Below are 19,934 nucleotides of genomic sequence, written 5' to 3'. Positions count from 1 at the left end.
CGTAGTCATTCTAGATTTATTCACAGAAATCAAACACTAAACAGAAACTGTCAATTATAGACGAAACATTCTTTTATCTGGGGATTCAGTCGTAAGTACACGCTCACTTGATACTTGGTACAACCTGTATTATCTGTTACAATTGAATAGGATATACTGTACTACTAATTGTGTAAATGTTCGAAACGAAAACGAAAGAGTCAGTGACCAAAATGTTGAGGAGTGAGAAGATGAAGATTACTTATCATGGACATTCTTGTATTTCTCTTGAAATGCAAAATGGCCAGCAAGTGCTGATAGATCCATTTATTACTGGGAATCCTATGACTGATTTAAAAGTGGATGAAGTCCAGACGGACTGGATATTGATCACCCATGGACATGCTGATCATATTGGAGACATGTTGCCGATTGCGAAGAACAATGAGGCGACCATCATCAGTATTGTCGAAATCGCTGATTATGTACAACAGCAAGGAGCAAACTCTTTTGGGATGAATATCGGTGGCAAAAGGGAGTTTCCTTTTGGCACAGTCAAATTTGTCCATGCACAGCATAGTTCAAGTATTGAAATCGATGGTGTTTCGCGTTATATGGGAGAGCCTAGTGGTATTCTGATCCAAGCAGATGGGAAGACGATTTATCATGCGGGTGATACCGCAGATTTTAGCGACTTAGCGCTCTTAGGTGAACAGTTTATGATCGATGTAGCCTTTTTACCGATTGGCGACAATTATACAATGGGACCTGAGGATGCGGCTCGTGCGGCGAAGCGAATCAAAGCGAAGAAAGTCGTGCCGATCCATTACAATACCTTTCCTGTCATTGAACAAGATCCGCAAGTATTCATCGATTTATTAGCAGATACCGAAGGAAAAATAATGAGCGTTTCGGAAACGCTGGAAGTGTAGGGGAAAGAGATGGCGACAAAACATGATTTGATTTTAGAATATATCGAAAGCCTACCAGTGGGGAATCGAATATCTGTCCGTAGTATAGCCAAAGAATTGAATGTCAGTGAGGGAACGGCCTATCGAGCAATTAAAGATGCTGAAAACGTAGGGTTAGTGTCAACGATCCAACGAGTAGGAACGATACGGATCGAACGTAAGTTGAAGAAAAATATCGAACGATTGACGTTTGGCGAAGTCGTGCGGATCATTGAAGGCGATGTCTTAGGCGGGGCAGTCGGTCTAGATAAAGTTTTGAATAAATTTGTCATAGGTGCGATGACCGAGCACGCAATGGAACGCTATATCACTCCAGGTTCATTGATGATCGTCGGTAACCGTACAGAAGTGCAAAAGTTAGCACTTGAGGATGGCGCAGCAGTGTTGATCACGGGTGGTTTTGATACGACGCCTGAGATTGCCAAATTAGCCGATGAATTAGCTATGCCGATTTTACGTACGACTTATGATACCTTTACTGTAGCAACGATGATCAACCGAGCGCTTAGTGACCAACTGATCAAAAAAGATATCATGCTCGTCGGTGATATTTATCTGTCTGCCCAGAAAACACATTATTTGTTACAGTCGGATACGGTGGCTGATTATCAACGGATTTCAGAAGAAACCCAACATTCTCGTTTCCCAGTGGTGAATCATCACATGCGTTTGATGGGGATCATTACGGCAAAAGATGTCGTAGGTAAAGCACCGACACAAGTCATTGATCGGGTCATGACCAAAGATCCAATCAGTGTCAAGAAATCGATGAGCGTCGCTTCTGTCGGACATCAAATGATTTGGGATGGTTTAGAAGTCATGCCAGTCGTTTCCGATGATTTGACGTTAGAAGGATTGATCACACGGCAAGATGTCATGAAGGCGATGCAATTGGTGCAACGTCAACCGCAAATTGCTGATACGATTTCTGATCAGATTTCAGGAGCCATCCAAACGATCGATACAGATCGTGAAGGCAATCGATTGACGACGCCTAAGTTCAAATTTGAGGTTTCACCACAAATGGTAACAGGTGTTGGAACGATTTCTTTTGGGGTGTTAAGTGAAATCATTTCAGATGTTGCGCAAAAAACAATGATCATGAATCAACGAAGAAATATCTTGTTGGAGCAAATGAATCTACATTACCTTCGTCTGATCCAGATCGAAAGTGAGTTAGATATTCGTCCAAGAGTTTTAGAAATCGGTAGAAGGTCCGCTAAACTTGATGTAGAAGTATTTATAGAAAACACGATCGTGGCTAAAGCCATTGTCGTCTGCCAAGTGATGGAACGTTCGTAGAGAGTAGGAAAGAAAATGACCATACAAGAAGAGATTTTGAATGAAATCAAAAAATATCAAAAAATCGTGATCCACCGACATCAAAGGCCAGATCCGGATGCTTTAGGTTCACAAGTAGGATTAGCCGAGTTATTACGTAATAGTTTTTCAGAAAAAGAAATTCGTCAAGTTGGAAAAGACGTTGAAGGCTTACGTTATTTAACAGAAATGCAAGAAATCGACGATGCTTTCTATCAAGGAGCATTAGTCATCGTGACAGACACAGCGAATGCGCCGCGTATTGATGATAATCGCTATTCCTTAGGGGATCAAGTGATCAAAATCGATCATCATCCGAATGATGAACCATATGGCGATTTACTTTGGGTGGATACGAAAGCTAGCAGCTGTAGTGAAATGATCGCTGAGTTTGCTTTGATGTTTCCTAATGAGCTGAAAATGAACAGCGATTCTGCTCGCTTATTGTATGCGGGAATCGTTGGAGATACTGGTAGGTTCTTGTATCCTTCAACAACAGGTCGTACGTTAGAACTAGCAGCAGAGTTAAGAAAGTATTCTTTCGATGCAAGCCAATTGAATCGTGAAATTGAACAAATCACCATGAAAGTAGCGAAATTATCCGGTTGTGTCTATCAAACGATCGTAGTTGACGAAAAAGGTGCTGGAAAAGTAATTTTGTCACAAGAATTGTTAGGCAAGTATGGCATCGTCGATTCAGAGACCGCAGCTGTCGTCTCTTTACCTGGTGTGATTGACGAAGTGTTAGCTTGGGCGATTTTTGTCGAACAACCAGAGGGCTATTATCGTGTACGTTTACGTTCAAAAGGACCAGTCATCAACGAGATCGCCAAACGACATCATGGTGGCGGCCATCCCTTGGCAAGTGGCGCAAATGCAAAAGACCTGCAAGAAGTAGCAGAGATCTACAAAGAAATACAAGAAGCTTGCACCAATTATGCACGTTAAAAGTGTACTCCAAGTAGTCAATCGAGAATTTTAAGCAAACGTTACATGCTCTTTTATCTATTCCCTTTGGCACGAATAAATGGTGGGGGCAGAAGTGACCTCTTCGGCAATCAGGTTACTTCTGCCTTGACCTTTTACTCATCGAAGTTGATTGTCTTTTTATCAGGTGTATGTGCAATCAAGGTCAGTGAGATTGAATCAGCGTAGGCAGTTTAGGATCTCCGATAAGAAGTTGCTCTTTTCAAACTGTTATTTTTCCGTTATAATATTGCTCAATAACGAACAAAAAGGAGAAACAACATGACAGTACCAAATTGCCCAGTATGTGGTTCAGAATATGCTTATGAAGATCGGGGATTATTGATTTGTCCTGAATGTGGAAACGAATGGACACCATCTGAAGAAACAGAAGCAGAAGGCCTAGTAGTAACTGATGCAAACGGCAATCGTTTAACAGATGGCGACAGTGTGACCGTTATCAAGGATTTAAAAGTTAAAGGAGCTTCCTCACCTATCAAACAAGGAACAAAGGTGAAGAATATCCGTTTAGTTGAAGGAGACCACAATATCGATTGTAAAATCGAAGGGTTTGGTCCGATGAAGCTGAAATCAGAATTTGTCAAAAAGAATTAAAATATTCAATCTCTTTTCACAATTATTCTACTCGAACAATGGTAAAATAAAAGCAATGAGGAAAGGGTGAAACGATTATGTATGGATATGGTTTTTATGGCTTAGATCCAACGTTTCTTTTAGTTATTGCTGGATTAGCTATTTCCGGAATCGCTTCTGCTTACGTCAATAGTACTTTTCGTAAATACGACAAAATCAGAAGCAAAAATAATGTGACTGGTACACAAGCCGCCCAGTTCATTTTACAAAGTCAGAAAATCAATAACGTTGGCGTCCAACAAATCGCCGGTGATTTGACGGACAATTATAATTCAGGGAACAAGATGTTGAGTTTATCGCAAGCTACAGCACAATCTACATCAGTCGCTGCAATTGGGGTAGCTGCCCATGAATGCGGACACGCAGTGCAAGATGCCGTTGGTTATGCGCCGTTGAAAATCAGAGCTTCATTAGTGCCTGTCGCTAATTTTGGCTCGATGATTTCGTTTCCGTTGATCATGGTAGGTGTATTATTTAGTTGGAATACGACGTTGATCAATATTGGTATCTTCGCTTTTTCATTGGCACTATTGTTTCAACTTGTTACGCTACCAGTAGAATTCAATGCGTCAAGACGAGCGATCCAAATTTTAAGTGAAGGTGGCTTACTGACAGAAGAAGAGGTACCAATGGCGAAACATGTGCTATTTGCGGCGGCTTTGACCTATGTTGCTGCAGCGCTATCTACTTTCTTACAATTGCTACGTTTGATTTTGATTTTTGGCGGTAACCGTCGAGACTAGAACAAACCAATAAAAAGTGAGGGACAGTCGATTGGACTGATCCACTCACTTTTTATTTTGGAAAAATTAGTATTAATTTAAAAGTTCAGACGGAGACCGCTTGCTTCTCCTATCTTTTCTTTAAATCAAATCATTTTATTGACATAGAGTTGTTGAATTTTTGTGACTAAGTCTACCCATAAATCTTTTTCTTTACTAGGATCAAGGTAAAAAATTTTACTCGTTTGATGAAATTTATCAAACCAATCGGTGACGATCAAATCTGCTTGTTCTGGATTTTCTGTCAAGCGAATCATTTTTTCGTCAAATACTTGTCGTAATCGATTTTGGATATGATAATTTCCTGTCAGCGTTTTATTCATTTGTACATAGATCAATAATTTTTCATTTGTTTCCGACTGCAAGAGGTTATAAATCAAGTTACTCAAATAATAAATAATCAATGTTTTTTTTGGGTGGTCATGAAAAACTTCAGAGATAATTTGTTGGATTTGTTGTATTTGTTCATTCGATTCATCAATCTCAAGTGCTGGTTTAGGAAAATGCAACGAGTAGAAAAAGGGAGTTGTATTTCCCAACATCAAAATAGAAATTAAAGAAAGCATAAGATAGTAATTGTAGAAAAACCTTTTTTCAGATGATGCGATCACTGGAAAGGTTTGAGCTAACTCTTTTGTTAGTGAGGTGATTTTCATACATAGATGATTACGTTTATTCGTCAAAGTATAACCAATCAAACTCTTCTGCTGGCTTGAAATGAGATTAGGAAAAAAGCAATAAATCAAAAAATTGAAATGCAATAGTTCATCAATGGCGATTTCATATGGTAAAAGATGAAACAAATGATGTTTAAAACTACCGGAGACATCTTGTACCTGTTGTAGCAATTCTAAAATAGCATAGACCTCACTAGATTCAGAGGTGATCAATGATGATTGTTGTGTACGAAGCGTAAAGATAGCAATCAGCAAATACAGGTTTTCTTGATATTTCAATGAATGCTTTGAAACGAGCAATTTTTTGGATAATCGCCGCTCTCTTTTTAGTTGGCTCAATTTGAATTTGTCAAAAGGCCATTCCAACCCTTGAAAAGCATCAGATAGAATAAAAAACAAATAGAGTCGGATAAATAATTCGTTTCCTTTGAACAAATAACAGCCCTGAGATGAAACAATCTCGATTTCAAAATCTTGAAGTGTTTCATTCAATTGGTGTGTTAATTTTTCTAAGTAAGAGTGGGATATGTATAATTGCTCCAATAAATATTTTTTCGGAACATACGCTTTGGGATAATTGACCATAAGTAATAAGTAGTTGAAACGATTGGATTCTCTTAAATAAAAAAGTTTGAGTTTGTGATAAATCATCATTTTTATTTCTTGGTGTTCATCGGATATAGTTATTTCTCCTTTGTGTGTAGAGAAAATAAAAGTAGAAATGCTCAATTGCTGTTCAATCGTAGTGTTCAACTTTCGAATCAATTCTTTGATTGTCCGTTTAGGTATAGTCAGTTCATCCGCAAGTTCTTTTAACGTACATTTACTTTTTTGAGCGATCGTATAGAGGACTAATAACTCTTTCTTTTTTGCATCGATTAACATGATGGACTCCTTTCTGACAATTAGTGTACTAGTGGTGACATAAAATGTGAGTGGAAAGTGTTTTCAATGTATGATATTCTCACATAGTAATAGAATTTGATTATATAACTTGTTATTTTAAGAAATGATAATCAGTTATCTATTCTATTGTTTATTTCTTTGCTTATTTTGTCAAGTTGGAATCATTTAAATAATCTTGGATAAGGGAATACAATGTTATTTAATTGAGGATATCGTTATTTTTTAAATCTTATTTTTGGCGAAGCATTAGATAAATCAAGCTTCTATTACAAAGAGACATATTTTAACCCCCGAAATATGTTATTATCGTTTTTTTTTTATCAAAACTTGTTTCTTCATGGTTTACATAAGTTTTTCCTACTAGCGAATGCGCTGGATCGTCATGGGAAATTAAAAAAAGAATCATTGCCGGATATGAATAAGATAATCGGAAAGGATGGATGGTTTCGTGGGAAGAGTGACGAATTTTAGTAAAGAATATTTACTATTTAAGAGTATGGTATATGCTGAAGAAAATGGGTTATCGACAATCACAGCGAGAAGTTTAGCTTCTTTTTGTGGCTGTTCTACTTACCCGATTTATGCACATTTTAAATCAATCCGTATACTAAAAGAAAAAATTATCGAAGAGATCACGATATGTTTTGATCGATATTTAGCTGAATACGTTATTGACGATTTTTTCAGTGTCGTTCATTTATTGAAGGAGTTTTTCTCGATTCATGAGAGTATTAGAGGAGTAGTTATCAAATCCGAATTAGACATGGCCTCGTTGTTCAAACGAACGTTCTCAGAATTTGTCAGAGAACATACGGGAATCAAAGAAGCATATTTATTAGAACTTCTTTGGCTGAACGCACTAGGAAGTTTAAATTCAGATAAATCATCAAAGGAATTTTTTGAGACAATGACATTGATTTGGAATAAGTTAGCAGAATTAGAAGATGATTTGCCTGAAATGCTAACAAATATCCAATACGTTCCGGTTAATTGATCTTACATTTCTTAGTATGGATGATTTACTTTAGTTGTTCGTATGAAGCATCTCCAAAAAGGAGGTGCTTTTTTTAACGCATCAAACTAAGGTTGCTTGAAACCGAAAATGCCAAATGAGGCGTCGTACAAAAGTAAATAATAAAACAAGACAGTATGTGCTTTTTGTAAATTTTTTTGCTATTCATCGGGCAGGGCTCATAGCAATTAGTTCGCTTATCTATTTGACTGTGATATGATTGTAGTAGATAAAAAGGAGCTGATAATTATGAAAACATCAACAAAAGTAACGATTGGATTAAGTGTCGTAGCAGCAGCAAGTGTGGCAACAGCTGTAGTTGTTTCTGGCAAAGTGATCGAAAAAATCCATCATCTAAGTAACCGCACAAAAGTAAAAAAATTCGTGTATGACAAATTTGATGGGAATGAAAAGTTATTAGATGTCGTCGACCATTTATCAGATAGCGATTTAGATTCATTGATGGGCATGCTAGCAAAGATTAAATCTGGCAAAAAGAAAATTTCTGTCTACGGTGACTCTATCAAAGACTCAACAGAAGATGCAAAAGGTCGTCTGATGTCACTTGTTGAGAAAATGATCTAAAAACGATTCTCTTTGAATTGATCGAAAAAAGGAACAAGCAAGGCGATGTTTATTGCTGCTTGTTCCTTTTTTATATGTGTAACAAAAGGAGATAACAAAAGAGTAAGTCATCTGCTTTTTTTAAATTGAAGCCTGTTTGTTCGTCAAACTTTTCGATCCGATATTGGAGAGTGTTTCGATGCATGAAAAGTTGTTTAGCCGCTGAACTGATATTCCCGAAATTTTTCCACAGTTCGATAATGATGTCTTCCATTTTAAAACTACGGATTATTTCTTGATATTCATTTGTTAGCTGACTGGATGTAACTAATTCTTTTGTATAATAATATAAGGCAATTTCTTGTATGGAAGTCGTTTGGTCGGCTACTTGTATGTGTGTTCGTTTATTCAGGAAAATTTTTCGTTCTTCATTGAACATAGCGGTTAGATTTTGTCCAGCTGAATGGAATGAACCGACAAAGGCTTGTGTCGTCATATCAAAATCGACATCAAGAGATAAAAAGATGCCTTTAAGATCTGCCGTACTCAAATAATTGGCATGCTTTCTTTCGATGATCAACGCATCTGTCTCTGTGTAAAGAAAAAAATCAAGAGCTTCGGGAAATAATCCGGAAATTGTTTCTCGCCATTCTTTTTGTAAGAAATCTGATCTCTTTTCAAAATGTAACTGAATGATTCGGCAGCTTTCTTCACATACATATACCTTTTCCTCAAATAAATATTGATACCAAGGATGGCTGTCTAAGGTGTTTGTTTTCTGGAATAACGCTTTCAAAAGTTTTTCTTCTTGAACGGACAAGGAACTTTTATCGATCCACAAGAAGTAATCTTCTACAACCAGTGAAAGAATTCGATCATCAGAAGAAGGAGAATTCTTTTTTTGTGCATTTGGGTATAATCCAAGTAACTTTTCTGTGTTCATTTACTTCACCTCATCCCCTAGTTTACCATAGGACATGGCGATAAGGAAAAACTCTTTGTACTTCATTAAAAAGCCAGTTATACTATGTTTGATAGAGAAGATAAGTAAATCTAAAAAAGGTAGGAGTACAAGTGGAAGAAACAGAACAACAGCGAATAAAAGAAGAATGGATGCGTGTGGCTATTGAAGAAGCCAAAAAAGCAGAAGCGTTAGTAGAAGTACCAATCGGCGCCATCGTGGTTCACCAAGGACAGATTATTGGGCGTGGACACAATTTGAGGGAAACAACACAAAATGCAACAACACATGCTGAGATGATTGCGATCCAAGAAGCATGCAAGGCCATCGGAAGTTGGCGTTTAGAAGAAACACAATTATATGTCACGTTAGAACCGTGTCCAATGTGTAGCGGTGCCATGATTCTTTCTCGCGTAAAAGAAGTTTACTTTGGTGCCTATGATCCAAAAGGAGGAACCGCAGGGACATTGATGAATTTACTTGAGGATGAACGTTTCAACCATCAGGCCGAGGTGGAGGGCGGGATATTAGAAGAAGAATGTGGTGAACTTTTATCTGTGTTTTTCAGAAATTTGCGAGCAAAGAAAAAGAAATTAAAAAAGGACTAGCCAAGGATAACAAAATGCGGTATACTATTCCTTGCCGAAAGGCTAGGACAATGGTGGGCTTGTGAAGCGTGTCAGATCCGGAAGGAAGCAGCACTAAGCAGGTGCCGCCATGTGTCTGATTGATTGGATTTATTAAGCCTAAAGGGCTTTTTTTATTAGAGGCAAGTTTAAGGTATTTAGATTTTGTAAAAAAGTCTAAGTACCTTTTTTTGTGCAAAAACTTTCCATGTGAACAAAGGGGAACCCTATGGTATGATGAAAAAAAGTGAGGTGGAACTAACAGTGGAAGAAATCGTTCTTTTACACACGAATGACTTACATTCTCATCTTGAAAACTGGCCACGGATCAGAAGATTCCTTGAGCAAAAAAAGCGTGAAAATGAGAAAAAAAATAATACGACAACTCTCACGGTCGATCTTGGGGATTTCGTTGATCGTTGGCATCCTTTGTCAGAAGCAACGAATGGCCATGCCAATGTTGAACTAATGAATCAAATCGGCTATGATGCAGCAACTATAGGGAATAATGAAGGTGTAGGTAATTCCAAGAATGAGTTGAATCATTTATATGATCACGCGAATTTTGATGTGCTACTGAGCAACTTATTCGATAAAAATACTTTGCAACCACCAGTATGGACAAAGCCATATAAAATCATCGAAACAAAGCAACGAACAAAAGTTGGGTTAATTGCTTTTACTGCACCATTTCCTTTGACGTATAATCCAAATGGCTGGGATATCCGTCAGCCTTATGATCTGTTGCCAGAGTTAGTTGAGCAATTACGTCCACAGGTAGACGTAATTGTTTTAATGAGTCATTTAGGCATTCAAGATGATTTACAGATTGCAAAAGAAATCCCTGCAATCGATGTGATTTTAGGATCACATACCCATCATCTTTTTATTGATGGGAAAGTCGTGAATGAGGTACAATTAGCCGCTGCCGGAAAATTTGGGCAATATGTAGGGGAAGTACATCTTTCATTGGAAAATAAAAAAATCGTCGGACACTACGCTAAAGCGATTCCGACAGATACAATGACTGCATTCGTAGAGGATGAGAAAGAAATCGCCGGTTATCTTGAACAAGGACATCGTCTTTTAGCTCAAAAGAAAGTGGCAGATCTACCATTTGACTTATCACTTGATTTATTTGATGAACATTCCTTTATCCAGATCGCTTTAGAAGCGGTAAAAGAAAGAGGGAACACAGAAGCATCGTTTCTGAATAGTGGTCTTTTTTTGAATAGCGTACCTAAGGGGCTGGTTGACCAAGATCAACTCCATAGTGCACTGCCACATCCGATGCATTTGATCAACGTCACGCTGAAAGGGTCAGATATGATTCGCTTAGTGTTGGAAATCGAAAAAAGTCGCCTTTTTTTACGGAATTTTCCTATCAGGGGAATGGGGTTTCGTGGTCAGATATTCGGTGAGATTTTCTATAGTGGGATCACGTATGATGCGGTCAATCGAGAAGTTTTGTGGCAAAAACAACCAATCGAAGAGGAAAAGAATTATACCGTTACTACGGTCGACCATCTGATGTTTGTTCCTTTTTTCCCAACCATCGAAATTGTTGGACAGGTCGATTTTTTATTTCCCGAATTTATTCGTACAGTAGTGGGAGACTACTTAAATGCTCACTACCCAACCAATGAAAAAGAAGGTATAATAGAGAAATAGGTGGTGAAAGCATGTCGACGAAACAAAATAAACAACACAACAGTGACAAAAAAGAGAGTCAAGAAACGGTCGATCGCTCACAAGAACAAACAGTGACCGAAGAAGTGACGGCAGTTTTAGAAGAAATAATCGAGGAAACGAAGCCAGAGAAAGTCAAAGGAGAAATCGTCACATTGACAGATGAAACGAATCTTTTGATTGGTGATAGACCTTATCGTATCGTAACGGATTACCGGGAAGGTTTCAATGCTGAGAAGCTTGGTGAGAGATATAGCGAAGTGCTTTCCAGATACGATTACATCGTAGGTGACTGGGGTTACGAACAGCTACGTTTGAAAGGCTTTTTTGATGCCACGAATCGACGTGCTCACCCAGATCAGCGAATTGATGCATTAGAAGACTATTTATACGAATATTGTAATTTTGGCTGTGCATATTTTGTCATTGAACGCATTGGTGGAAAAAAAGAAAAAAATACCCAACGACGTAAAAAGAAAAAAAATCCGAATCGCAACAATCAAGCGCATATCGATGAAAAAAAAGCGCCCGTTGAATCGGTACGCAAACAACCTGTGATCAAAAATCGTAAACCAGCAACTACTAAGGCAACACCAAAGGGAACTGAAAAAACATCAGAACGCCCAACAAAATCAACTTCTAAAAAGAATTTTACTATTAGACAAAGGGAAGAATGATCCTATGAATTATAAAGGCTATTTGATCGATTTAGACGGAACGATCTATCGTGGAACGGAGCCGATACCGGCAGGAAAACGATTCGTCGAACAGTTACAGGAAAATGGGACGCCCTTTTTATTTGTAACCAACAATACGACAAAAACACCGGGAACAGTGGCACAACGTTTAGCCACTGAGTTTGATATCCATGTCTCACCAGAAACGATCTATACAGCATCTCTAGCGACCATTGATTTCATGAAATCAGACGCTAAAGGAAATAAAGTGTATGTGATCGGTGAAGCTGGCTTGACAGATTTGATCTTGGAGGCAGGGTTTGTATGGGAAGAAGAACATCCTGATTATGTCGTAGTAGGTTTAGATAATCACTTGACTTACGAAAAAGTGGTGACCGCAACCTTAGCGATCCAAAAGGGAGCAACGTTCATCGGTACAAATCCTGATAAAAATATCCCTACAGAAAGAGGATTATTACCTGGAGCTGGCTCGGTTGTTTCTTTTGTAGAGACAGCGACACAAACCACACCAGTCTATATTGGTAAGCCAGAAGCAATCATTATGGATAAAGCAGTGGAACTTTTAGGATTGAATAAAGAAGAAGTCATCATGGTAGGGGACAATTATGAAACTGACATCCAAGCAGGGATTCGTAATGGTATCGACACACTGCTTGTGTTATCAGGTTTTACCAAAGAAGAAGACATTCCAGATCTACCAACACCAGCTACCTTCGTTTTGCAATCGTTAGATGAATGGAGTTTCTAAAACAATGAAAAATAAACGATGGCAATGGGTGGAATATGCGGGGATGGTTAGTTTGTTCCTGACGTTGCTCACTTTAGCAATTGCAATAACGATCAATTTCCGCCCACTATATGTGTTTGATATCGGGCATCTAGGTATCTTGGATTACACTACCGTAGATCAGCCAACATTACTCCAAAATTATGATCAACTGATGAGGTATCTGAATAATCCTTTTGAGCAAGTGTTGGCACTTCCCGACTTTCCAATGTCAGCGAGTGGCTTACATCATTTTTATGAAGTCAAGTTATTATTCATGCTCAATTATGCGGTGTTGTTACTTACATTGATCCCAAGTGGCTTGTTCCTTCGCCAGTTGAAAAGAAATCAGCGTTTGTGGCGGCTAATCCGCCCATTCCAAATCGGCATGATCCTACCATTTGTTTTTGGCTTTTTTATGTTGATTGGTTTTGATCGTTTTTTTATTCTTTTTCACGAAACATTTTTCAATAATGATGACTGGTTGTTTGATCCTCAAACTGATCCAATCATCAATGTGTTACCTGAGCAATACTTCATGCATTGTTTCATTCTGTTTTTTGTGCTTATCGAATTATTTTTCGCTTTGATGGTTCTTGTTGGCAAAAGAGAATTGAAAAAGGGGAACAATTAAACAATCACTTTCGTGTAGCGCGTTGATTGCTTTTTCGGATATAGCAAAAAATCATCCATAAAAATCCTTTTGCGATTTTTATGGATGATTTTTATTTTTATTTGATTATTGTGTCAAACGGCTCCGTTTTTCCGGTTCTTGGTGGGCCAAGCGGCTTGCGGCAGAGGCAGCAATTGCTCCCACGATATCATCTAAAAATGTATGGACATTTTTGCCATCGTGACTATTTAACTTTTTCAAGATCCCAGGTTTTACTTTATCGATATAGCCATAATTGGTAAAACCAATCGTTCCATAAACATTGACGATCGACAAGGCTAAAATTTCATCTATTCCGTATAATCCTTCATCATCTTCAATGATATGCTGAAGAGGGCTCATCAATTGTTTTTGTTCTGCCAAGATATCTAATTGGATGCCAGTAATGATCGCGTTATGGACTTCACGCTTTGTCAAGACTGCGTTAATACTTTCCGCACAATCCTCCAAGCTTAAATCTGAGATATAGTCTTTTTGTAAAAACATGACTAATTCAGCGATATCCTCAATTGTTACGCCACGTTCTTTTAGGAGATCTCGCGCTTTTTCTTCTAAGGTTTCTGTTTTTATGACCATTTTTGATTCCTCCGTCTCTTCTTTCTATCTATAATGGTAACGTAGTACGTACAAAAAGCAAGAATCATTTCTTTTATAAAAAAGCAGCTAAGTTATTTTGGTCCAAATGTTTTATCGTAAAGGCTTGTACTATGACCAGGCTGCGTACGTTCTTTTGGATTGATGAAATGTAACGCGTTATTGACAGCAGTCGGTGCCTCTCCAAATCCCGTGGCAATCAATTTCACTTTTCCTTCATAGCTACAAATGTCGCCAGCAGCATACACACCAGGAATTGAAGTTGACATATCAGAGTGGACGGTGATCGCATTTCTGGAACTTTCAAGTCCCCAAGAAGATAAATGCTCTAAATTAGAAGTGAACCCATAATTGACGATCAATGAGTCAACCATGAGATCAATCGTTTCATCCGTCTTAGCTTTTTTTAGACGAATGTCTGACAACTCTCCATTTAAACCAGATAAACGCTCAATCAAATAAGGTGTTAATACATTTACAGAGGATTGATTCAACTGATTGACGCTATGTTCATGAGCCCTAAATGCCTCTCGACGATGAATCAAATAAACTTCACTCGCAATAGGTTCAAGCATCAGTGCCCAGTCGATTGCTGAATCCCCACCACCAGCAATGGCAACTTTCTTTCCTGCATATTTCATCAAGTCGTTCACGAAATAATCTAGCCCATGGTTTTCGTATCGGTCAGCATGTTCTAAATTCAGCTTTCTTGGTTGGAAAGAACCACTTCCTAGCGTCAGGATCACAGCTTTTGAATAATGGATACCTTTCGTAGTAGTGATCTCGATGATCTCATCTTCTCTGGAAAGTGAGAGAACTTCTTCATTTAAATGAAATGTATGATTAAAAGTGGTCAATTGTTTCTTTAAATTATTAACAAGATCAACCGCTTTGATTGCTGGATAACCAGGAATGTCATAAATATATTTTTCAGGGTATAAGGTAGTTAACTGTCCACCAAGTTGAGGCAAACTATCAATAATATTGGTTTTCGCTTGGCGCATACCAGCATAAAAAGCTGCAAACATGCCAACCGGCCCTGCACCAATAATTGTAATATCGTAAATTTCCATTTGAAATTCCTCCCTTGGTGACACTATAACAGAATTTAATTGAGAATTCTTCTCAAATAGTTTAATTATGGAACGAGCAGTCACTAAAATATAAGGAGTGATCTAACATATAGTTTATTTACTTTCAATATTAGCTAAAAAGAGTTATTTTACTAGTACGAAGTGTTTGAATCTAAGAGGTAGAATTTTATGATTAAAAGAATAACAAGCAATGCAAAAGAAGACGGAGTATTGACGCTGTCTTTTCTTTTAGCAATAGGTACCATGTTCATCATCCCGCCAAACTTCAATTATTTTTCTTATATCGATTTTCACACATTGATTCTTCTTTTTTGTTTGATGTTGATTGTAGAAGGGATACGGCAACAACAGTTTTTCGATTATCTAGGCAATTATTTGATCACCCAGACAAAAAATACGAGAGGGATTATTTTGATTTTAGTGTTTCTCACGTTTATCAGTAGTATGCTGATTACGAATGATGTGGCACTGATCATTTTTGTACCATTTGGTCTATTGATAGTAGAAAGGATCGGCATGCGAACATTGATTCCTCTCGTCATAACTTTGATGACGATTGCGGGTAATCTAGGAAGTATGTTCACTCCGATCGGTAATCCACAAAATCTTTATTTATTCGCACAATCACACTTACAACTGTTCGAATTTTTACAGTTGATGCTTCCCTATACACTGGCTGCTGCCATATTATTGGTGGTGTTGATCTATGGGAGAATCAAGAATAATACCATCGATTTGGCGAATACAGAAGAGATGATGTTAAAGCGAAAACAACTCATTTTTTATTTTGGTCTATTTTTAATATGTCTTCTAGCTGTAAGTGGCATCATCCCTCATTATGTCGTATTAGTCTTAGTGAGTGTCAGTATCCTAGGCAATGAGCGCCGACTCTTTAAACATATCGATTACTCCTTATTATTTACGTTTGTTTTTCTTTTTATATTCATCGGGAATATTAAACAAGTAGATGTTGTCCGAGCCTTTTTTGAAAAAAGTGTGGCGCATCATGAAGTCAGTGCAAGCATTTTTGCAAGTCAATTGATTAGTAATGTTCCTGCGGCGCTCCTGTTATCAAGTTATACAGAAAATATCAAGGGTTTGATCATTGGGACGAACTTGGGAGGATTAGGGACATTGATTGCTTCAATGGCAAGTTTGATCTCTTACAAATTAGTCATCAAGCAATATCCGGAATGGAGAAAAAAGTATTTATTCGTCTTTGCATTCTACAACATCGTTTTTTTGATTTTCTTGTGGCTCATCTTTACCGTATATCAATAGAATATGTTATGATTAAACAGGAAGACAGAATTTTTTAGGAGGAAGAAAAAATGGCATTTCCACAACTTGATCTTATGAATGAGAAGGGGCCTAAAGCTCTTATAAAAACGAACCGCGGAGATATTACAGTAAAACTATTTCCTGAGTTAGCACCTAAAACAGTCCAAAACTTTGTTGAATTAGCAAAAAAAGGGTACTATGATGGCGTGATTTTTCATCGTGTGATCCCTGATTTCATGATTCAAGGAGGCGACCCAACCGGTACAGGTATGGGAGGCGAAAGCATTTACGGCGAAAGTTTTGAAGATGAGTTCAGCCGCGAATTGTTCAATCTACGTGGCGCACTATCAATGGCTAACTCTGGTCCAAATACAAATGGGAGCCAATTCTTTATCGTCAACAACACAAATGTGCCAGAAAACATGCTTAGTCAATTAGAAGGAGCAGGATTCCCTAAAGAAATCATTGAAGCGTATAAAAATGGGGGAACACCATGGCTTGATTTCCGTCATACAGTGTTTGGCCATGTACTTGAAGGAATGGATACAGTCGATGATATCGCAAATGCGCAACGTGGACCACAAGATCGTCCAGTACATGATGTAGTGATCGAAACGATTGAGATTTCTGAATAAAGTAAAATTTTAAACATACCAAGCTCTTAAAAAACGCCGAACAGCAAAAGCAGAAAATACTTTTGCTGTTCGGTGCTTTTTTGGTTGGGGTGGTAACAAAGTAGGGAAGACTAACATTTTTTGTCCAATGACTTCTTTCGTTTTCTAACTTAAAGCACGTTGGATACGTAAAAGCCCTTCTTTTAATACTGATCTTGGACAAGCGACATTCAAACGCATATGGCAATGACCACTTGGTCCAAAACTGATCCCAGGATTCAAGACGACTCTGCCTTTTTCAATCAACTTCTTTTCAAGTAGTCGGTCATCGTCCGTATAGGCAGAAAAATCAAGCCATATAAGGTACGTTCCTTCTGGCTTCATCACTTTGACATCAGGGAGATGCTTAGTAAAGAAGGTAATGACTTCTTGGACATTTTCTTCCAGATAAACTAATAACTCATTTAACCATTCCTCACCAGTTTCGTAAGCGGCTTGAGTGCCTAAAAGTCCGAAAGTATTGATTTCTTGATGTTGATTTTTTTCTAATTGTTTCGTAAAGCGACTTTTTAAATCATGATCTTTGATGAAAACCATTGAATTTTTTATTGCAGCTAGATTAAATGTCTTAGTTGCTGAAGTGAATGTGATCAATAATCGAGAAAGGGCAGGATCAATTGTTTGAATCGAGGTGAATCCATGTCCGGAAAAGACGATATCTTGATGGATCTCATCACTAAATAAGAAGACGTCGTATGTTAAGCAGAGTTCACTTAACTGTTTGAGCTCTTTTTTAGTCCAAACACGACCACCTGGATTATGCGGGTTACATAGAATCATTGCTTTTATCTTGTTTGAGACGATTTTTTCTTCCATATCTTGAAAGTCAATTTCAAAATGATCGGCTGCTTTATTTAAAGGACTGCGAATCAATTGACGCTCATTATTTTCAACAATTGCACCAAATGGCGGATAAACTGGATCATGAATCAACACTGCATCACCTGGAGCTGTAAATGCTTGAATCGCCAAGGAGAGACTAGCTAAGACTCCACTAGTGAAAAGAATGTGGTCTTTAGTTAGAGTCACATGATGGCGCCTTTCTTCCCAATCAATCACTGATCGGTAGAGACCGTCCGGTACGATCGAACAACCAAAAATGCCTTTTTGCAGATAGTTTTGAAAAGCGGTTGTTACTCCTTGAGGGGCAAGAAAATCCATATCCGCTACCCATAAAGGTAAAAGATCATTCCTATGATAAGTTTGTGAGATGGCATCCCATTTTACGCTATCTGTGTTTAGTCTTGAAACTATTTCATCAAATTGTTCCATCTATAAGACCTCCATATCTAGATGCAAGAACAGAACTTCTTTTTTTTTAATATTTACAGTATAATGATAAATGCGAAGAGAGGGAAGTATATGACTTATAGAATAGGCGAAATAATCAAAGGGAAAATTACTGGAATACAACCATATGGAGCGTTCGTTTCATTAGATGAAGAGACACAAGGGTTGATCCACGTATCAGAAGTGCAATCTGGTTATACGAAAAGTATTCATACATTATTGAAGGTGGGGCAACCGGTGACTGTACAAATCATTGATATTGATGAGTATTCGAATAAAATCAGTCTGTCGTTACGTACCTTAGAAAAGAAAGTACCATCGATCCCATACCGAAGAAAACGATACTTCACTAATAAAAATAAAAAAATCGGGTTTGCAACGATTGAAAAACAGTTACCTATATGGATCAAGGAAGCATTGATCCAATTAGATAAAAAAGAATCAAGGAAATAAAAGTGTATTTTTTCTGAAAATATGCTAAAATTCTCTTGTAAGCCATAAACAAGTTGATCGAGGTGGAAATTTTGGCAAACAAAAGAGTCGCTGGTACAATTATGTTGCATTTGGAGGATGGATCTAAAAAATTTTTAGTTCATTCAAGAGAGAATAAATTAGAGTTCGCATGCGCAGACCACTCAAATGATAAGACTGGTTTAGCAAACATACTTAGTTTCTTAAAAGAAAACGTTCATATTGATGTGAGTAAAATCAACTTGATGGAGTTGACGAATACCCATATCAATCAAGAAAATGTTCCACTTTTTGTTTTTGAAACGGAACAAAAAAATCAACAAGAACAGTTAGGCGAAGGTTATCATTGGGAAGATCCAGGACAAATGCGTACGGTACTAGGGATTTATGAAGTAGATGGTGTACCGATTTTTTAAATTGATTCAAGTACCTCTACCAAAGAGAAATGAATACCGTTCGCAGGTGTATCGTTGACTACTTGAGAATCAACGAATAAAATAGGAGATCATTTTTTGGAACCAAGCAGGACTTTCAGAGAAGTTTGAATATCTTTCAAACTTCTTTTTTTTGTCTATTTTAAAAGAAAAGTAGAAGAGAATGTTCAGGATTCAATTGATTTTTTATCTGTTTTATAAAAAAAGCACTTAAATACATGTATAATCCGAATGATCATAAAATAATTGGAAACCTTGTCTTTTTTTTACTTAAAAATAAGTATTGACGCTAGGTGTGTAGCATGGTAAATTAGAAAACGTTGATTCGAAAAAAAGTTCTTTTGAAAATATTCAGAAAAACATCGAAAAAACTATTGACCGCTGGATAAAACCATGTTAAAATAACGAAGTTGAATTATTTCAGCGCTTTGTGAGACGCTTGTATGTAAGAATTTAAAGCCAAATAAAGTGTTGACAAATAACATACGACAAGTTATGATAAGTGAGTTGCTAAAACGACCTCGTGAAAAACGAGTTCAAAAAACTTTTAAAAAATAGTTGACAATCATTCGAGAGTTTGCTAAGATATAAAAGTTGCTACGGCAATGACAAACGATAAGTTGAGGCAGTTGTGTTTCAATTGTCACGTAGACCTTTGAAAACTGAACAAAGTAAGACAAACCAAATGTGTAGGGCGTCTTGATTCAATTCAAGACAACGAACATTTTTAACAAGCAAGCAATATGCTAGCAAACAAATTGAGCTTAACAATCGCAAGATTGTTCTAACTTTTATTATGAGAGTTTGATCCTGGCTCAGGACGAACGCTGGCGGCGTGCCTAATACATGCAA

At 37.5% G+C, this 19,934-nt stretch carries 21 protein-coding genes, 1 rRNA gene and 1 other RNA gene; 18 read left to right on the top strand and 5 right to left on the bottom strand.

What is annotated here, in order from left to right; translation table 11 throughout:
* Positions 1-230: 230 nt before the first annotated feature.
* The 5 genes from ACH0AK_RS07420 to ACH0AK_RS07400 all read left to right on the top strand — a co-directional run bounded on the left by ACH0AK_RS07420 (position 231) and on the right by ACH0AK_RS07400 (position 4,633).
* On the top strand, positions 231-911 hold the full coding sequence (locus ACH0AK_RS07420; RefSeq protein WP_499796838.1) for a metal-dependent hydrolase: 681 nt from the start codon (positions 231-233) through the stop codon (positions 909-911).
* Between the two features lie 9 nt (positions 912-920).
* Positions 921-2,252 (top strand): DRTGG domain-containing protein, encoded by a 1,332-nt coding sequence (locus tag ACH0AK_RS07415; RefSeq protein ID WP_010736112.1) that lies wholly within the window; start codon positions 921-923, stop codon positions 2,250-2,252.
* A gap of 15 nt (positions 2,253-2,267) precedes the next feature.
* Complete coding sequence (locus tag ACH0AK_RS07410; protein WP_010736111.1) at positions 2,268-3,218, top strand: DHH family phosphoesterase; 951 nt, start codon at positions 2,268-2,270, stop codon at positions 3,216-3,218.
* Between the two features lie 300 nt (positions 3,219-3,518).
* Complete coding sequence (locus tag ACH0AK_RS07405; protein WP_023519238.1) at positions 3,519-3,851, top strand: zinc ribbon domain-containing protein YjdM; 333 nt, start codon at positions 3,519-3,521, stop codon at positions 3,849-3,851.
* Positions 3,852-3,928: 77 nt separating this feature from the next.
* Positions 3,929-4,633 (top strand): zinc metallopeptidase, encoded by a 705-nt coding sequence (locus ACH0AK_RS07400; protein ID WP_010736109.1) that lies wholly within the window; start codon positions 3,929-3,931, stop codon positions 4,631-4,633.
* Positions 4,634-4,758: 125 nt separating this feature from the next.
* On the opposite strand, the gene ACH0AK_RS07395 is transcribed toward ACH0AK_RS07400, so the two are convergent.
* Entirely contained in the window at positions 4,759-6,234 is a 1,476-nt protein-coding gene (locus ACH0AK_RS07395) for a helix-turn-helix domain-containing protein (RefSeq protein WP_499796837.1), read from the bottom strand.
* Between the two features lie 469 nt (positions 6,235-6,703).
* Here ACH0AK_RS07395 and ACH0AK_RS07390 point away from each other — a divergent pair, with 469 nt between their 5' ends.
* Both ACH0AK_RS07390 and ACH0AK_RS07385 read left to right on the top strand, forming a co-directional pair.
* Positions 6,704-7,249, top strand: coding sequence for a hypothetical protein (locus tag ACH0AK_RS07390; RefSeq protein WP_019723190.1), 546 nt, complete (start codon positions 6,704-6,706; stop codon positions 7,247-7,249).
* A gap of 267 nt (positions 7,250-7,516) precedes the next feature.
* Positions 7,517-7,852, top strand: a complete 336-nt coding sequence (locus tag ACH0AK_RS07385) for a hypothetical protein (protein WP_010736106.1) — start codon at positions 7,517-7,519, stop codon at positions 7,850-7,852.
* A 70-nt stretch (positions 7,853-7,922) separates the two neighbouring features.
* Here the strand turns inward: ACH0AK_RS07385 and ACH0AK_RS07380 are convergent, their stop codons facing one another.
* Positions 7,923-8,774: a helix-turn-helix domain-containing protein gene (locus ACH0AK_RS07380; RefSeq protein ID WP_023519241.1), complete on the bottom strand. Its 852-nt coding sequence runs from the start codon at positions 8,772-8,774 to the stop codon at positions 7,923-7,925.
* Positions 8,775-8,905: 131 nt separating this feature from the next.
* On the opposite strand from ACH0AK_RS07380, the gene tadA reads away from it, so the two are divergent.
* The 6 genes from tadA to ACH0AK_RS07350 all read left to right on the top strand — a co-directional run bounded on the left by tadA (position 8,906) and on the right by ACH0AK_RS07350 (position 13,205).
* Complete coding sequence (tadA, locus tag ACH0AK_RS07375) at positions 8,906-9,400, top strand: tRNA adenosine(34) deaminase TadA (protein WP_023519242.1); 495 nt, start codon at positions 8,906-8,908, stop codon at positions 9,398-9,400.
* 40 nt (positions 9,401-9,440) lie between these two features.
* Positions 9,441-9,525: signal recognition particle sRNA small type (gene ffs / locus ACH0AK_RS07370), an RNA gene on the top strand.
* A 157-nt stretch (positions 9,526-9,682) separates the two neighbouring features.
* Positions 9,683-11,089 (top strand): bifunctional metallophosphatase/5'-nucleotidase, encoded by a 1,407-nt coding sequence (locus tag ACH0AK_RS07365; protein ID WP_041684386.1) that lies wholly within the window; start codon positions 9,683-9,685, stop codon positions 11,087-11,089.
* An 11-nt stretch (positions 11,090-11,100) separates the two neighbouring features.
* Positions 11,101-11,784, top strand: coding sequence for a YutD family protein (locus tag ACH0AK_RS07360; RefSeq protein ID WP_019723195.1), 684 nt, complete (start codon positions 11,101-11,103; stop codon positions 11,782-11,784).
* 4 nt (positions 11,785-11,788) lie between these two features.
* Positions 11,789-12,553: a TIGR01457 family HAD-type hydrolase gene (locus tag ACH0AK_RS07355; RefSeq protein WP_010736101.1), complete on the top strand. Its 765-nt coding sequence runs from the start codon at positions 11,789-11,791 to the stop codon at positions 12,551-12,553.
* A gap of 4 nt (positions 12,554-12,557) precedes the next feature.
* Complete coding sequence (locus ACH0AK_RS07350) at positions 12,558-13,205, top strand: TIGR01906 family membrane protein (protein ID WP_023519244.1); 648 nt, start codon at positions 12,558-12,560, stop codon at positions 13,203-13,205.
* Between the two features lie 105 nt (positions 13,206-13,310).
* Here ACH0AK_RS07350 and ACH0AK_RS07345 read toward each other — a convergent pair whose 3' ends face one another.
* Positions 13,311-13,820, bottom strand: a complete 510-nt coding sequence (locus ACH0AK_RS07345; protein WP_010736099.1) for a phosphatidylglycerophosphatase A family protein — start codon at positions 13,818-13,820, stop codon at positions 13,311-13,313.
* A gap of 92 nt (positions 13,821-13,912) precedes the next feature.
* Positions 13,913-14,911 (bottom strand): NAD(P)/FAD-dependent oxidoreductase, encoded by a 999-nt coding sequence (locus ACH0AK_RS07340; RefSeq protein ID WP_023519245.1) that lies wholly within the window; start codon positions 14,909-14,911, stop codon positions 13,913-13,915.
* Positions 14,912-15,100: 189 nt separating this feature from the next.
* Here ACH0AK_RS07340 and ACH0AK_RS07335 point away from each other — a divergent pair, with 189 nt between their 5' ends.
* Positions 15,101-16,213, top strand: a complete 1,113-nt coding sequence (locus ACH0AK_RS07335; protein ID WP_226076643.1) for an SLC13 family permease — start codon at positions 15,101-15,103, stop codon at positions 16,211-16,213.
* Positions 16,214-16,263: 50 nt separating this feature from the next.
* Positions 16,264-16,848, top strand: a complete 585-nt coding sequence (locus ACH0AK_RS07330; protein WP_010736096.1) for a peptidylprolyl isomerase — start codon at positions 16,264-16,266, stop codon at positions 16,846-16,848.
* A gap of 144 nt (positions 16,849-16,992) precedes the next feature.
* Here the strand turns inward: ACH0AK_RS07330 and ACH0AK_RS07325 are convergent, their stop codons facing one another.
* Positions 16,993-18,159 carry a MalY/PatB family protein gene (locus ACH0AK_RS07325; RefSeq protein ID WP_499796836.1) on the bottom strand — a complete coding sequence of 389 codons (1,167 nt, stop codon included), beginning with the start codon at positions 18,157-18,159 and terminating at the stop codon, positions 16,993-16,995.
* A 90-nt stretch (positions 18,160-18,249) separates the two neighbouring features.
* Between ACH0AK_RS07325 and ACH0AK_RS07320 the strand changes: the two genes are divergently transcribed.
* The 3 genes from ACH0AK_RS07320 to ACH0AK_RS07310 all read left to right on the top strand — a co-directional run.
* Positions 18,250-18,630, top strand: a complete 381-nt coding sequence (locus ACH0AK_RS07320) for a CvfD/Ygs/GSP13 family RNA-binding post-transcriptional regulator (RefSeq protein ID WP_019724010.1) — start codon at positions 18,250-18,252, stop codon at positions 18,628-18,630.
* A gap of 71 nt (positions 18,631-18,701) precedes the next feature.
* Positions 18,702-19,064 carry a hypothetical protein gene (locus tag ACH0AK_RS07315; protein ID WP_010736093.1) on the top strand — a complete coding sequence of 121 codons (363 nt, stop codon included), beginning with the start codon at positions 18,702-18,704 and terminating at the stop codon, positions 19,062-19,064.
* Between the two features lie 810 nt (positions 19,065-19,874).
* Positions 19,875-19,934, top strand: a 16S ribosomal RNA gene (locus ACH0AK_RS07310); the annotation flags it as partial.

Origin of the sequence: Enterococcus pernyi (assembly GCF_045371165.1) — a bacterium.
In the GTDB taxonomy this organism is placed as follows: domain Bacteria; phylum Bacillota; class Bacilli; order Lactobacillales; family Enterococcaceae; genus Enterococcus_B; species Enterococcus_B pernyi.
Note: the sequence above shows the minus strand (reverse complement) of the source record. Positions and strands in the feature narration are given on the sequence as shown.